Source organism: Burkholderia sp. Ax-1719, assembly GCF_011753055.1.
Classification (GTDB): domain Bacteria; phylum Pseudomonadota; class Gammaproteobacteria; order Burkholderiales; family Burkholderiaceae; genus Paraburkholderia.
Genome location: NZ_VWWJ01000021.1, coordinates 138,361 through 153,226, shown reverse-complemented (window position 1 = coordinate 153,226; position 14,866 = coordinate 138,361). Strand labels below are relative to the sequence as shown.

Genomic DNA, 14,866 nt, shown 5'->3' with positions numbered 1-14,866 from the left:
ACTCGTGCTGCCGGAAACGCCCGCGCCGACACCGCCCGCGCTGGCCGAACTCGACGATCCGTTGCCACTGCCGCCGCGGCCGCCCTGGCCGCAGTTGCCGCTGTTGTTGCCGTAGCAGTTCTTCGGCAGGAAGACCGTGGCGGCGTCAGACGCTTCGCTCGTGGTGTCGCTGCCAGCGCCCGCTGTGCCCGCCGCTGTGCCCGCAGTACCGGCCGTACCGGCGGTGCCTGCCGCGCCAGGCGCACCTGCGCCAGCCGCCTTGCCGGGCGCTGTCGCTGCGCCCGCGCTGCTTGCCGGAAGGGCGCTGGCCGCGCCGAACGGGCTCGCGCCCGACATCGGCGTCGAGCCGCCTGCCGTCCCGGCGCCGCCCGCGGTTCCAGCCGTGGCCGACGAACCCGGACCCGAGCCTTCGACCGGCATCCCGGCGTCGTTGACTGCGCCGCCGCTCGCCGGCAATGCGGCATCGGCGACGATCATCCAGGTCGGGGACGTGACGTTGCTTTCGGCGTGCGCGCCGACGGCGGGCAGGAGCACGCTGGCTCCCGCCGCGCCGATTGCAACAATAGCGAGTCCTCGGCCAACCCCGTAGCAGTACTGATGAAATGATCTGTTCTTCATGACGTCCTCCCGGGAAGCGATGGCGCGTGTCCGCTTCGCTTCTCTTGCGCCTTGTGTCTGACGTCGCGCAGTAACTGCGTCAACGCCGACCCCCGTCAGGCTGGATCCGCTTTGCGCCGGTGTGCGCTCCATATCGTGGGAGCGCCATGTCATGCCAGTTGGAGCGGTACACGAGGCACACGGCCGGCTTCGCATCGGATGACCGGTTTGTGCAGGAGTCCTTGCCGATTGTCGTCAGCCCGATGGCGGAGCGGCAGAAAGCAAGCGCGTCGTGCGTCCGGTCATCCGTTCGCCTGGTTCGATGCAGGGCGCTTACACGCCCTGAGCCGTCGTCAGGCGGCGACCGGATGCCTGGTATCGATATAGCGAGTTCTGTGCCATCGGCCGCAAAAGGCCGTAGGTAGGGGACTTTACAATTCACCTATGGTGCTGGCGCAGGAAAAATCGCTGAAAACGTTTCGGCGATGAAACGTGTCAGTGCGGAATGTCGAAATCCGTTTCAAACGCGGACAACGCAACGAGTTTCCGCAGGCGGGTTTCGTCAGACCTTCTGTGTGTCTGACGAATCGCCCGATGCCACACTGAGCCCGCGCTGCAATTCGCGTAGTTCGGCGGCGGGGATATGGCAGCGGATGCGATGGCCGTCGCCATCGGTACGGTCATCGGCATCGAAGGGTGGAGCGCTCTCGTCGCAGATCGCGCCGAGCTTGCGCGGGCAGCGGCCGCTGAACACGCAGCCCGTGCTTGAATGTGCCGCGGCTATCGTGGCGATCGTGGCGCTGCTGCGCGCCGGATCGCTCGACGTCGCCTTGCCGGCGTTGAGCAACATTTCGGTGTAAGGATGGCAAGGGCCGCCGAGCACCGCGCTCGCCGGACCGCTTTCCAGCACATGGCCCGCGTAGAGCACCATCACGCGATCCGCGAGATAGCGCACCACCTCAAGATCATGCGAGATGAAGAGATAGCTCACGCCGCGCTCGCGTTGCAGACGCGCGAGCAGGTTCAGGATCGCCGCTTGCACCGAGACATCGAGCGCCGAGGTCGGCTCGTCGCAGATCACCACGCGCGGCTCGCCCGCGAAGGCCTGGGCAATCGCCACGCGCTGTTTGAGGCCGCCCGAAAGCTGCCGGGCACGCGCGTTGAGATAGCGCAGGGGCACGCGCACGGCGTCGAGCAGACTGGCGACGCGAGGCGTGGGGTCGGCGCTCGTGCTCGTTGCAGAGCCTTCGCCTTCGGCACGCACGAGGGCGCGGCCAACCAGCCGCTTCACGGGCAACGCGCGGTTGAGCGAGGCATCGGGATGCTGGAACACGATGCGCAGCGCGCGCAATGCGCGGGCATGGCGCTGTGCAAGACGTGCCGAAAGCGGCTGGCCGTCGAGTTCGATCGTGCCGCCCGCATCGGCGCTATGTACCCCTAGCAGGAGCTTTGCGAGTGTCGTCTTGCCGCTGCCCGATTCACCGACAAGCCCGAGCGTTTCGCCCGCACGCAAGGCGAGCGAGACATCGTTGAGCACGCGCCAGGATCGCGCGCCGTGACCGAAGGTCAGCGAAAGATGGGCCGCGCGCAGCACGATGGGCGCGGCGCGCTGCCCGCTTGCCACAGGCGTTTTGTCTGTTTGTTCGTTTGTCTGTTGTATGGCGTCTTGTCTGGCCGCTTCGGTTGGGTGCGTGGCGCTCTGTGCGCTTGCGCGCGCATCGAATGTATCGATATCGCTTGTATTCGCCGCGTCCGCTGCGGGCAGGTCGATGGCGCGTTCGTGGTAGTGGCAACGCGCCATCTGCTCGCCATGCGGCGCTTCCATGCGATGCGGCGGCGGCGCATGCTCGCGGCAGCGCGCGTCGGCCATGCGGCAGCGCGGCGCGTAGACGCAGCCGTGCGTGAGCGTGCCCGGCGCGGGCAGTTCGCCCGCAATCGTATCGAGCGTGCCGTGCGCTTTGGTGCGACCTGGCGCGGGCAGGCAGCGCAACAAACCCACCGTGTACGGATGGCGCGCGCGAGCGAACACATCCTGCGTCGCGCCTTCTTCCACCAGACGCCCCGCGTAAAGCACGCCCACGCGCTCGCACATGCGCGCGATCACGCCCAGATCGTGGCTGATGAGCAGCACCGCCATGCCGAGTTCCGCACGCAACTGCGCGACGAGCGCGAGCACTTCGGCTTCGACGGTGGCGTCGAGGCCGGTGGTGGGTTCGTCGAGAATCAGCAGGGTGGGGTTCGAGGCCAGCGCCATCGCGATCACCACGCGCTGCTGCATGCCGCCCGAAAGCTGATGCGGCCAGCTCGCCATCACGCGCGCGGGATCGGCAATGCGCACGCGGGCGAGCATCGCGTGCGCCTGAGCGAGCGCGTCGGTGGCGCTCGCACCCGCGGCTTCGAAGGCCTCGCTGAGCTGCCGCGCGATGGTGAGCGTCGGGTTGAGCGCGCTCGCCGGATCCTGATAGACCATCGAGACCTTGTGCGCGCGCAGCAGACGCAAGCCTTCGCGATTGAGCTTGAGCACGTCCTCGCCGCCGATGGCGATGCGGCCGGATTTCACGCGGCCGTTGTGGGCGAGATAGCGCAGCACGGCCAGCGCCACCGTCGATTTGCCGCAGCCCGATTCGCCGACGAGCCCAAAGGCTTCGCCGCGTTTGATGCGCAGCGAGACGTCGGTGAGCACGTCGCGATCGCGCCCGCGCACGCGGTACGACACCGTCAGGCCGACGAGCGCGAGCGCATCGTCGGCGCGCGGGGCGCTGAAGGTGGCGAGAGCGGGGCCGCGGGCGGTGCCGGCGTTCATGTTTCGCTCATGTTTCAAGCACCTCGCGCAGGCTATCGGCGATCAGATTGGCGGCGACCACCAGCGAGGCGATGGCGAGCGCATCGAACGCCACGGTCCACCACGCGCCGCCCGCGAGCAGCGCGTACGACTCCGCCAGTGCAAGTCCCCAGTCGGCGGAAGGCGGCTGGATGCCGAAGCCGAGAAACGACAGCGTTGCGACCGCGAAGATCGCGTAGCCCAGCCGCACGGTGGCCTCGACGACGATGGGCGGCCAGACGTTGGGCAGGATCTCCGCGAACATCACGTAGAGCGCGCGCTCGCCGCGCAGGCGCGCCGCCGCCACGTAGTCGAGATGACGTTCGGCCAGCACCGCGGCGCGCACCGTGCGCGCGACCAGCGGCGCGAAGGTGATGCCGATCACCAGCACCACGGCGAGATTCGATGCGCCCACAGCCGCGAGCACCAGCAGGGCGACGATCACGAGCGGCAGCGCCAGCACGGCGTCGAGCGCGCGCGCGACCAGCGTGCCGCCCCAGCCTTCCAGATAGCCGGTAAGTAGGCCAAGCGCCGCACCCGCGAGCGTGCCGGTCAAGGTGGCGAGCGGCGCGATCGTGAGAATGTCGCGTGCGCCGACGATCACACGCGAGCAGATGTCGCGGCCAAGCTGATCGGTGCCGCACCAATGCGTGTGATCGGGCGGCAGCAGCGAGCTGAGCGGATCGGAAGCGTAGGCGTCGTACGGCGCGATCCACGCACCCGCAATCGCGCAGACGATCCACGCGAGCAGGATCAGCGCACCCACCACGAAGGTGGGCGAGCGCAGCAGCAGGCGCAGCGTTGCCGCGAAGCGCGATGGTTCGTGCGATGGCTCGTGCGAGGGCGCGTGCGCCGCGTCATCGCTGATCGTTTCGGAGGCCGTATCGGTCATGGGGCGCTTATCGACATTGATCGACCTTCATCGGCCGGAAGGATTGCGCAGGCGCGGATCGAACAGCGCGTGCAGCAGATCGGCCGCCAGATTCGCAAGCGTATAGACGAGGCCCACCGTCAGCACGCCCGCTTCGAGCAGCGGAAAGTCCTTCGCCTTGGCCGCGTTGTAGATCAGCGAGCCGATGCCCGGATAGCGGAACAGCGACTCCACCACCACCAGCCCGCCGATCAGATAGCCGAGCTGCGTAGCCGCCACCGTGACGCTGGGCAGCAGCGCATTGCGCAGCACGTGGCGCACGATCACGGTATGGCGCGGCAGCCCTTTGAGGATGGCGGTGCGGGTGTAATCGGCGTCGAGCGCTTCGAGCATGCCCGCTCGCGCGATGCGGGCGAGATAGCCGAAGAACACCAGCACGAGCGGCAGCACGGGCAGCACCAGATGGCGCAGCGTTTCGAACACGCCCGCATCGGGCGGCGCGACGGCTTCGATCGGCAGCCAGCGCAGCCACACGCCGAACACGAGAATCAGCGCAATCGACGAAACGAATTCCGGCACCGCGCTCGCGCATAGCCCGAGCGTGCTGATGAGGCGATCGAGCCAGCGCCCGCCGTTGAGCGCCGCCCACACGCCGCCGCCGATGCCAAGCGGCACCACCACGATAAACGCCAGAAAGCCGAGCTTTGCCGTTTGCAGCAGGGCGTCGCCGACCATCGGCGCGACGGGTTGGCGGAAGGTCCACGACGTGCCGAAGTCGCCGCGCAGCGCATGGCCGATCCAGCCGCCGTATTGATCGAGCAGCGGGCGGTCCGCGCCCAACTGGTGGTTGAGCGCGGCCACGGCGCGGGCATCGGCGAGTGGCCCCAGCACCGCGCGGCCGATGTCGCCGGGCAGCAGCTGGCCGCCCGCGAACACCAGCACGGAGAGCAGCCACAGCGTGAACAGCGCCCACGCGGCGCGTTGCGCGAGAAAGCGCGCCGCGCCGCTGCCCAGGCGCTGGCGCGGTGCACGGCGAGGGAGGTGGGGCGGTCTCGTCAGCTCAGTGGCCATGCGCGGTTTCTTCGACGCCGTGAGTCAGCCCGCGCTCAGCCCGAAAGCGTGGCGCGGTCGAAGTACAACTGCGCGAGCGCCGTGAAGTGCACGCCCGAGAGCTTCGTGCTTTGCGCGATCAACTGATCGTAGAAGTACGGGATGATCATGGGCGTTTCGTCGAGCAGCAGCGTCTGGATCTGCGCGGACACCTGCTTTTGCGCGGCGACGTCGAGCGTCGCCACGAATTGCGCGACCAGCTTGTCGTACTGCGGATTGCGGAAATGCGCTGCGTTCCACGTGCCGCCGCTTGTGAGCGGCGCGTTGAGGAATACGTTCGGCACGCCGCGATGGCCGTAATCGGTGATACCCAGCGGCGCGTCGAGCCAGTCCGATTTGCCGTAGGTGCCCGCGCCGTAGTACTGCGACTGGCTCTCCACTTTCAGCGTGATGCGCACGCCGATCGCCTTGGCCGCGTTCTGCACGACCACGGCCAGATCGGGAATCTCCATGTACTTCTCGGTCGTGAGCGTCGCGTCGAAGCCGTTGGCCACGCCCGCCTGCGCGAGCAATTGACGCGCCTTCGCCAGATCGACCTTGCGTTGCGGCACGGTCGTGGCCGTCGACGGGAAGATTGGCGCGAACGGGCTGTCGTTGCCCACCACGGCGCGGCCCTTGAAGAGGCCGCGCACCATCACGTCGCGATCGAGTGCGAGCGCCAGCGCCTGGCGCACGCGCTTGTCCTTGAATTGCGCGACGTCGTTGCGCATGTGAATCTGGCGATGCGCGCTCGAACGCACGCCGATCACCTTGAAATCCGGATTGTTGAGAATGCCGATGCCGCCCTGCACGGTGAAGGTGCCCATCACGTCGGCCTGTCGGCCTTGCAGCGCGAGAATCTGCGCCTGCTCGTCGGCGTAGAAGGCGAACTGCACGCGTTCGGGCAGCGCCTTGTCGCCCCAGTAGCCGTCGTGGCGCACGAAGCTCGCGCCGCGCCGCGCTTCGAACTTTTCGAGCTTGAACGGGCCGGTGCCGATAAAGCTTTTCTCGTAGTTGCCAGCGTAATTCGCGGGCAGCAGCACGGCGTTGTAGTTGTCCGACGAGACGTAGTAGGGGAAGTTGCCGTTGGGCGCATCCAGATGAAACGCGACGGTGTGTTCGTCGACGAGCTTCGTGCCGCCTTTCGAGAGCACGCCCTTGAGGACCGAGAGCGCCGCCGAGCCGCTGGCCGGGTCGGCGAGGCGGTCGAACGTGGCCACCACGTCCTTTGCGCCGAACGGCTGGCCATCGTGGAATTTGACGCCAGGGCGCAGCTTGAAGGTCCAGACGTCGGCCTTGTCGTTGGGCTGCCAGGACAGGGCGAGCGCGGGTTGCAGATGGCCGTCAGCGTCGTCGTTGGCGAGGAATTCGCCGGTCTGGTTCAGGAGACACAGCGCGCCGGCATCGGTGACCGTGAGCGGATCGACGGCGCCCGCCGGCATCAGATGGGCGACGCGGATGGTCTGGTTGCCAGGTTTGCCCGCGGCCTGGGCGCGGGCGTTCTGCGGCGCGATCAAGCCGCCGCCCGCCAACGCGAGACTCGACAGGCCGAGTACGCTCGCAAAGCGCAGCAGTTCGCGGCGTGTGAGGCGACCGGCGAGCAATTCGTCGATGGCGTGGTTGCCGTAGTCCCCTGCGACGCGGCGCAGCGGTTCAAGACGCGGGTTTTCGAGGCTGGACGGTGCGCTGGCGTGCGCAAGCGGGCGGGAAGAGCGGGACTGCGGACGTTTCATCGGCGCGAGATTCCGTGCGGTTCCGTGAATGGGCGCGGCGGCTTCAGGTAGGGAAGCAGCCACGACGGCGGCATGCGGTGCGGCGGACGACGTTTGAGACCTGGTCGGACCAGTTTACGCGTTTTCGGAGATCGGCACGAGGCCCAGGGTTGTGCGGGGTTGCGCTCTGGCGCGAGCGCGGGCAGGGGCGGCGCGCGGTTTGTCAGCCTGTGGCTGTGCCGTTGCGCAAGACGCTGCGAAAGCGGCGCGGTCGTCCGCTATCGCAAGGGAAAAATCACAGCGGCCCGCCCGCGCTCACCGCCGGGCGACGCCAGCGATGGAACAGCACCGAGCCGATCCAGCAGGCGATGAAGAGCGCGACGATCCCATATCCCAGCTCGCCGAAACGGTCGTTCAGATCGCTGGCGATCGCCCACACTCCGCCGCTCGCGCCGAGCTTGTCGCCGATCAGGCCCACGGCTTCCACGCCGCCGATCACGATCGCCACCAGCGCGGAGACAAACGTGATGCTGGCGTTGTAGTAGAGCTTGCGGCGCGGGTCGTCCATCGCCCAGCCGTAGGCATGGACCATCAGCACGTTGTCGGTGGAATCGACCAGCGTCATGCCCGCCGTGAAGAGCGCCGGGAACACGAGGATCGAGTACATCGGCAGGCCCTTGCCCGCTTCGGCGGCGGCAATCGCCAGCAGACCGATTTCCGTCGCCGTGTCGAATCCCAGGCCAAACAGCACGCCGACGGGATACATGTGCCAGCTTTTCGTGACGAGCCTGAAGAGCGGGCGCAGTGCGCGCGAGAGCAGACCGGCAGGCGCGCTGGCCTGCGCCGCAAGCTGCGCGGCGTGCTCGTCCGGTGCGCGCCCGGCCTGGCGATAACGCCGCCAGACGTCGCGCAGGATCACCAGATTCACGCCCGCGAGCACCAGCAGAAAGCCCGACGACACGAGAGTGCCGATAGTCGAGCCGATCTCGTGGAACTGCTCGAATCGCCCATGCAGCGTAAGCGCCGAAAGCGCGATGCCGACCGTCGCCGCGACAACGATGGTCGAATGCCCGAGCGAAAACGCGAGCCCCACACCGATCGGCTGCTGGCCGCGCTGCATGAGCTTGCGCGTGACGGCGTCGATGGCGGCGATGTGATCGGCGTCCACCGCATGTCGCAGGCCGAAGCCATAGGCGAGCAGGGCGGTGCCGAGCAGCAGCGGATAGTGACGAAAGGCGATCAGCGCCCACGCCCAGGCCGCGAGATTCGCGGCGATCAGCACGGCATAGAGCGGAATCAGTCGGCGGCGCAGCGGCGTGGCGGTCGGTGTCATGCTGTTTTTACGGGGGGAGCGATTCAGTGATCGTGAGGATGACGATGGATCGGATCGACCCAGTAGACCGTTTCGGGCGCTTCGACGGCGTCGATGTTCAGGTTCACGACCACGGCTTCGTTGTCGCTTCGCACCAGCACGCATTCGAGCGGATCGTCGGTGCTGGCGTTGATTTCCTGGTGCGGTACGTAGGGCGGCACGAAGATAAAGTCGCCGGGCCCGGCTTCGGCGGTAAATTCCAGATGTTCGCCCCAGCGCATGCGCGCGTGGCCGCGCACCACGTAGATCACGCTTTCCAGTGCGCCGTGGTGATGCGCGCCGGTTTTGGCGTTCGGGTGGATCGTCACGGTGCCGGCCCAGATTTTCTGCGCGCCCACGCGCGCCGCGTTGATGGCGGCGGCGCGGTTCATGCCGGGCGTCTGCGCGGTATTGCTGTCGAGTTGATCGCCGCGGATTACCTTGACGCCGTTTTCGCGCCAGTCCACAGGCTGGTCGTGATCGTGTTCGTGAGGGTGCTCATGGTCGTGATCGTGGCTCATGTCGTGTCTCCTCGATTGGGCTTGGCGCTCGCTGAACGCTCGCTTTTCATTGTGGCACGGTCAAAAAACACTCGCGCGCGGAACAAAAAAGCCCGTCCGGTGAGGGACGGGCTTTCGGTTGAAGCATGGAACGCGTGGGCTTAGGTTTTCTTCGCGTTGATGACCGCTTCGGCCACGTTTTGCGGCGTTTCCGAGTAGTGCTTGAACTCCATCGTGTACGTCGCGCGGCCCTGCGTGAGCGAGCGCAGCGAAGTCGAGTAGCCGAACATTTCCGACAGCGGCACTTCGGCGCGCACGATCTTGCCGCCGCCGCCCGCGATGTCCTCCATGCCCTGCACGATGCCGCGACGGCTCGACAGATCGCCCATCACGTTGCCCATGAAGTCCTCGGGCGTTTCCACTTCCACCGCCATCATCGGTTCGAGCAGGATCGGCTTTGCTTTGCGCATCGCTTCCTTGAAGGCCATCGAACCGGCCATGCGGAAGGCGTTTTCGTTCGAGTCCACGTCGTGGTACGAACCGAACGTGAGCGTCACCTTGGTGTCCACCACCGGATAACCCGCGAGCACGCCCGCCTTCAGCGTTTCCTGGATGCCCTTGTCGACCGCCGGAATGAATTCGCGCGGAATCACGCCGCCCTTGATGGCATCGACGAATTCGTAGCCCTTGCCCGGCGTTTGCGGTTCGAGCGTGATGACCGCGTGGCCGTACTGGCCGCGCCCGCCCGACTGCTTGACGAACTTGCCTTCGACATCCTCGACCTTGTTCTTCACCGTTTCGCGATACGCCACCTGCGGCTTGCCGACCGTCGCTTCCACGCCGAACTCGCGCTTCATCCGATCGACCAGAATTTCCAGGTGCAGCTCGCCCATGCCGGAGATGATGGTCTGGCCGGATTCCTCATCGGTCTGCACGCGGAACGACGGGTCTTCCTGCGCCAGACGATTGAGCGCGATGCCCATCTTTTCCTGGTCGGCCTTGGTCTTCGGCTCCACGGCCTGCGAGATCACCGGTTCCGGGAAGATCATGCGTTCGAGCACGATCGGGTTGGCCGGATCGCACAGCGTGTCGCCGGTGGTGGCTTCTTTCAGGCCCACAGCGGCGGCGATATCGCCCGCGCGCACTTCCTTGATTTCCTTGCGCTCGTTGGCGTGCATCTGCAGGATGCGGCCGAGGCGCTCGCGCTTTTCCTTGATCGCGTTGAGCACCGTGTCGCCCGATTCCACCACGCCCGAATAGACGCGGAAGAAGATCAGCTGACCGACGAACGGGTCGGTCATGATCTTGAACGCGAGCGCGGAGAAGGGCTCGTCGTCGCTCGGATGACGTTCGATTTCCTTGTCGCTCAGGTCGTGGCCGAGGATAGCGGGCACGTCCACCGGCGAGGGCAGATAGTCGATCACGGCGTCGAGCATGGCCTGCACGCCCTTGTTCTTGAACGCGCTGCCGCACAGCATCGGCACGATTTCGCCGGCGATGGTGCGCTTGCGCAGCGCCGCCTTGATTTCGTCTTCGGTCAGGCTTTCGTGATCTTCGAGGTACTTTTCGAGCAGCGCTTCGTCGGCTTCGGCGGCGGCTTCGACCATCTTGCCGTGCCACTCCTTCGCCGTCTCAAGCAGATTCGCCGGGATCTCTTCGTACTCGAACTTCACGCCCTGGCTTTCGTCGTCCCAGACGATCGCCTTCATCTTCACGAGATCGACCACGCCCTGGAAGTGATCTTCCGCGCCGACCGGAATCTGGATCGGCACCGCCACGCCTTTCAGGCGCTCGCCGATCTGACGCTGCACGCGGAAAAAGTCCGCACCGACACGGTCCATCTTGTTGACGAACGCAATGCGCGGCACCTTGTACTTGTTCGCCTGACGCCACACGGTTTCCGACTGCGGCTGCACGCCGCCGACCGAGTCGTACACCATGCATGCGCCGTCGAGCACGCGCATGGAACGCTCGACTTCAATCGTGAAGTCCACGTGCCCCGGGGTGTCGATGATGTTGATGCGGTGTTCGGGGTAGTTGCCGGCCATGCCTTTCCAGAACGCAGTCGTCGCGGCCGAGGTGATCGTGATGCCGCGTTCCTGCTCCTGCTCCATCCAGTCCATGGTCGCCGCGCCGTCGTGAACCTCGCCGAGCTTGTGATTCACACCGGTATAGAAAAGGATGCGCTCGGTCGTGGTGGTTTTGCCGGCATCGATGTGGGCGCTAATGCCAATATTGCGATAGCGCTCGATGGGAGTCTTGCGAGGCACGGTGATCTCCTTGGAAAGACGCGCCATGGAAAGTGCCGGGCGGCGCGCGGCGCGGCCTGCGCGCGGTCCGGCGGCCCGCGCGGTGGCTGGTCCGGACTGTTCCGGGTCAAGCCTGTGCTGCGCGGCGGATTACTAGGATAGCGCTTGCGCGCGGCTTTTGCTGGTAAGGGTGTCATAGCGGCCGCGCGACCCTTGCCAGCCGGTGCGTGGGCGAAAAAAAACCGGCGCCGCCTGGAGCGGAACCGGTTTTTGGCGCGCGTGCTACAGCGCTTATTGCAGCGGCGGCAGACCGTCGATCTTCATGCCGGGCTTGATGCCCTTCGACGTGAAGAAGCCCTTGCTCATTTCCAGGGCATAGACACCGTTGTTGCGCGGGCAGTGATTGTTGGTCGTTTCCGCCTGCATCTCGTCGATGTCGGTGATCGTGCCGTCGGCGCGCATGAAGGCGATCGACAGCGGGATCAGCGTGTTCTTCATCCAGAAGCAGTGCACGGCGTTTTCGCCGAACACGAACAGCATGCCTTCGTTGGGCGCGAGCTGCGTGCGATACATGAGGCCTTGCTCGCGATCCGCATCATTGGCGGCGACGGCGGCGTCGATCACGAACATGCCTGCCGTGAGCTTCAAACGCGGAAAATCGCCGGGCTGCTTCGCGCCGGGCGGCATCTGCTGGGCGTATGCCGGTGTGCTGATCAGGGCCGACGAGAACGTGAAGGCCGACACGGTGGCAAACGCTGCGAGCGCGCAGCGCGCGATCAGCGGGCGCAGGGAAAATCGCACGAGTGAGCTCCTTGCTAGAGATTAGTCCGCGCATGTTACGCGACCAGGTCGGCGCGGGTCAAAACTTGCAGCGCGATAACAGTGACATTCGCAGCAACATGGCGACGCTGCAAAAACAAAAGGCAGAGCGCCTTGCGACACTCTGCCTTTCAAACGAAGCGAAGATCGGCGCGGAGCGCCATTCTTCGTTGCGTCTTACAAGAAGCTTACTCCGAAGCTGCCGAAGCTGCTTCAGCCTTAGCTGCCTTCTTGTGCGACGACTTCTTGTGCGACTTCTTGTGCGAAGCCTTGTGTGCCGACGAAGCAGCAGCTGCCGGAGCAGCCGAAGCAGCTTCCGGAGCCGAAGCTTGTGCGAATGCAGCCGATGCGAAGAGGCCAGCGACCAGAGCAGCGATCAGTTTGTTCATTTTGTGAATCCTCAGCTTGAGTTAATTAACCAAGTGACCCGGTTATTGGATCAGGTCGGTAAACGTGCCATCCACCTTTCGGTTGACAGTCGGATCGACAAATTCTTGTGAACTTGCAATTCGTGTCTGCCAGCGGTCGGGACCGTGCATTGCTGCGAGGACCCTGAAGGCTGAATGCCGGATAGCTTCGGGCGGCATCTGCGTGATTTAACGCATGGTCTCGCGAAGCGGTTGACGCGAAGTTTCCATTTGCTTTGCGATTTTTCAGCTATGCGTGGCAACTGAAAGACACGCTTTTTACAGGCTCAAAACGCATGTCGAACGCAAAAAGTGCTTGCGCAACAGTTACTTGTGCGCGCGTCGCGCATGCATTGCGGGCTTCCACGGCGCATCCACAGGCACATCGACGCTCTCGCCGGGCGTGAGACCCAGCGAAAAAATATCGAGCGAGCCGATCGCCACGCGCACGAGACGCAGCGTCGGAAATCCCACGGCTGCCGTCATACGCCGCACCTGACGGTTTTTTCCTTCGCTGATGGCGAGTTCGATCCAGGTGGTGGGAATCGCTGCGCGAAAGCGGATGGGCGGATTGCGCGGCCAAAGCATGTCCGCATCGGCATCGGAAATTTTCTTGGCGCGACATGGCTGTGTCACAAAGTCCTTGAGATCGACGCCGCGTTCGAGCGCGGCGAGCGCGTCGTCGCCGGGCGCGCCTTCCACCTGCGCCCAGTAGCGCTTGACGAGCTTGCGCTTCGGTTCGGCGATGCGCGATTGCAAGGCGCCGTCGTCGGTGAGCAGCAGGAGGCCTTCGCTATCGGAGTCGAGACGGCCGGCGGGGTAGACGTTCGGCGTCTTGACCCAATCCGCAAGCGACTGGCGCGTCTCGTGCGGCGAAAACTGGCAGATCGTGCCGAACGGTTTATTGAGGGCGATCAAGCGCATGGCGAAAGAAGCAGTGTGAGAAACAAAATGCAAAAACGGTAAGAGGATGTCGCGCCGCGATCTTAATGCATAACGCGTCGCGCCTCGCGCACGTCGATCTCTTGAGTCTTATATAAGACATGAGACATCAGCCAGCAGTGAGCGAATGCCGCCGCAGCGGTGAGAGGGCGTCGGCACGAGCGTTCGGGGCGTGGGCTAGAATAACGGCCAGAATAATTGCATTGCGAACTGTCGCGCTCCACAGACCGATCCCCCTTCTGGAGTTGATCATGCCGTATCAGCACATCAAGGTCCCGGCGGGCGGTGAGAAGATCACCGTCAATCCGGATTTCTCGCTCAATGTCTCCGACCAGCCGATCATCCCGTATATCGAAGGCGATGGCACGGGCGTCGATATCACGCCGGTCATGCTCAAGGTGGTCAACGCAGCCGTGGAGAAGGCCTACGGCGGCAAGCGCAAGATTCACTGGATGGAGATCTACGCGGGCGAGAAGGCCACGCGCGTCTATGGCCCCGATGTCTGGCTGCCCGATGAAACGCTCGATGTGGTGAAGGACTACGTCGTGTCGATCAAGGGGCCGCTGACGACGCCGGTGGGCGGCGGCATCCGCTCGCTGAACGTCACCCTGCGCCAGCAACTCGATCTGTATGTGTGCCTGCGTCCGGTGCAGTACTTCAAGGGCGTGCCTTCGCCGGTGCGTGCGCCGGAGAAGGTCAACATGGTGATCTTCCGCGAGAACTCGGAAGACATCTATGCGGGCATCGAATGGCCTGCCGATTCCGAAGGCGCGAAGAAGCTCATCGCTTTCCTGCGCGACGAAATGGGCATCTCGAAGATCCGTTTCCCGGATAGCTCGGGCATTGGCGTGAAGCCGGTGTCGCGCGAAGGCACCGAACGCCTCGTGCGCAAGGCGATCCAGTACGCGATCGACAACGAGCGCCGTTCGGTCACGCTGGTGCACAAGGGCAACATCATGAAGTTCACCGAAGGCGCGTTCCGCGACTACGGTTATGCGCTCGCGCAGAAGGAATTCGCGGCGGAACTGATCGACGGCGGCCCGTGGATGAAGATCAAGAACCCGAAGACGGGTGCCGACATCGTCATCAAGGACGTGATCGCCGACGCCTTCCTCCAGCAGATCCTGCTGCGTCCGGCCGAATACGACGTGATCGCCACGCTGAACCTGAACGGCGACTACATTTCGGATGCGCTGGCGGCGCAGGTGGGCGGCATCGGCATTGCCCCGGGCGCGAATATGTCGGATTCGGTGGCGATGTTCGAAGCCACGCACGGCACGGCGCCCAAGTATGCGGGCAAGGACTATGTGAATCCGGGCTCGGAAATCCTTTCGGCGGAAATGATGTTGCGCCACCTTGGCTGGACCGAGGCCGCGGATCTGATCATCGCGTCGATGGAAAAGTCGATTCAGCAGAAGCGCGTGACGTATGACTTCGCACGGCTGATGGAAGGCGCGACGCAGGTGTCGTGCTCGGCGTTTGGCCAGGTGCTGATCGACAATCTGTAA

The 14,866-nt window shown here is 64.9% G+C and carries 11 protein-coding genes and 1 pseudogene; 1 reads left to right on the top strand and 11 read right to left on the bottom strand.

Going from position 1 to position 14,866, the window contains the following annotated elements; all coding sequences use genetic code 11:
* The 11 genes and pseudogenes from F3J17_RS27930 to F3J17_RS27880 form a co-directional block, all read right to left on the bottom strand.
* Positions 1-618: pseudogene (locus F3J17_RS27930) on the bottom strand (hypothetical protein); the annotation flags it as partial.
* 541 nt (positions 619-1,159) lie between these two features.
* Positions 1,160-3,400 (bottom strand): ABC transporter ATP-binding protein, encoded by a 2,241-nt coding sequence (locus F3J17_RS27925; RefSeq protein WP_167066831.1) that lies wholly within the window; start codon positions 3,398-3,400, stop codon positions 1,160-1,162.
* Positions 3,401-3,407: 7 nt separating this feature from the next.
* Positions 3,408-4,310 (bottom strand): ABC transporter permease, encoded by a 903-nt coding sequence (locus F3J17_RS27920; protein WP_167066828.1) that lies wholly within the window; start codon positions 4,308-4,310, stop codon positions 3,408-3,410.
* A 27-nt stretch (positions 4,311-4,337) separates the two neighbouring features.
* Positions 4,338-5,360: an ABC transporter permease gene (locus F3J17_RS27915; RefSeq protein WP_167066824.1), complete on the bottom strand. Its 1,023-nt coding sequence runs from the start codon at positions 5,358-5,360 to the stop codon at positions 4,338-4,340.
* 35 nt (positions 5,361-5,395) lie between these two features.
* A complete protein-coding gene (locus tag F3J17_RS27910; protein WP_167066821.1) occupies positions 5,396-7,111 on the bottom strand; it encodes an ABC transporter substrate-binding protein in 1,716 nt (571 codons plus the stop codon).
* Between the two features lie 274 nt (positions 7,112-7,385).
* The gene (locus tag F3J17_RS27905; RefSeq protein WP_167066818.1) at positions 7,386-8,423 is read right to left on the bottom strand and encodes a HoxN/HupN/NixA family nickel/cobalt transporter; all 1,038 of its coding nucleotides are present in this window, start codon (positions 8,421-8,423) and stop codon (positions 7,386-7,388) included.
* Between the two features lie 23 nt (positions 8,424-8,446).
* Entirely contained in the window at positions 8,447-8,962 is a 516-nt protein-coding gene (locus F3J17_RS27900) for a cupin domain-containing protein (RefSeq protein WP_167066814.1), read from the bottom strand.
* Positions 8,963-9,102: 140 nt separating this feature from the next.
* Positions 9,103-11,211, bottom strand: a complete 2,109-nt coding sequence (gene fusA / locus F3J17_RS27895) for an elongation factor G (protein WP_167066811.1) — start codon at positions 11,209-11,211, stop codon at positions 9,103-9,105.
* Positions 11,212-11,481: 270 nt separating this feature from the next.
* Positions 11,482-11,991 (bottom strand): DUF192 domain-containing protein, encoded by a 510-nt coding sequence (locus F3J17_RS27890; protein ID WP_167066808.1) that lies wholly within the window; start codon positions 11,989-11,991, stop codon positions 11,482-11,484.
* A gap of 206 nt (positions 11,992-12,197) precedes the next feature.
* Positions 12,198-12,398: a hypothetical protein gene (locus tag F3J17_RS27885; RefSeq protein ID WP_158951189.1), complete on the bottom strand. Its 201-nt coding sequence runs from the start codon at positions 12,396-12,398 to the stop codon at positions 12,198-12,200.
* A 345-nt stretch (positions 12,399-12,743) separates the two neighbouring features.
* The gene (locus F3J17_RS27880; RefSeq protein WP_167066805.1) at positions 12,744-13,340 is read right to left on the bottom strand and encodes a pseudouridine synthase; all 597 of its coding nucleotides are present in this window, start codon (positions 13,338-13,340) and stop codon (positions 12,744-12,746) included.
* A 269-nt stretch (positions 13,341-13,609) separates the two neighbouring features.
* Here F3J17_RS27880 and icd point away from each other — a divergent pair, with 269 nt between their 5' ends.
* On the top strand, positions 13,610-14,866 hold the full coding sequence (gene icd, locus F3J17_RS27875) for an NADP-dependent isocitrate dehydrogenase (protein WP_167066803.1): 1,257 nt from the start codon (positions 13,610-13,612) through the stop codon (positions 14,864-14,866).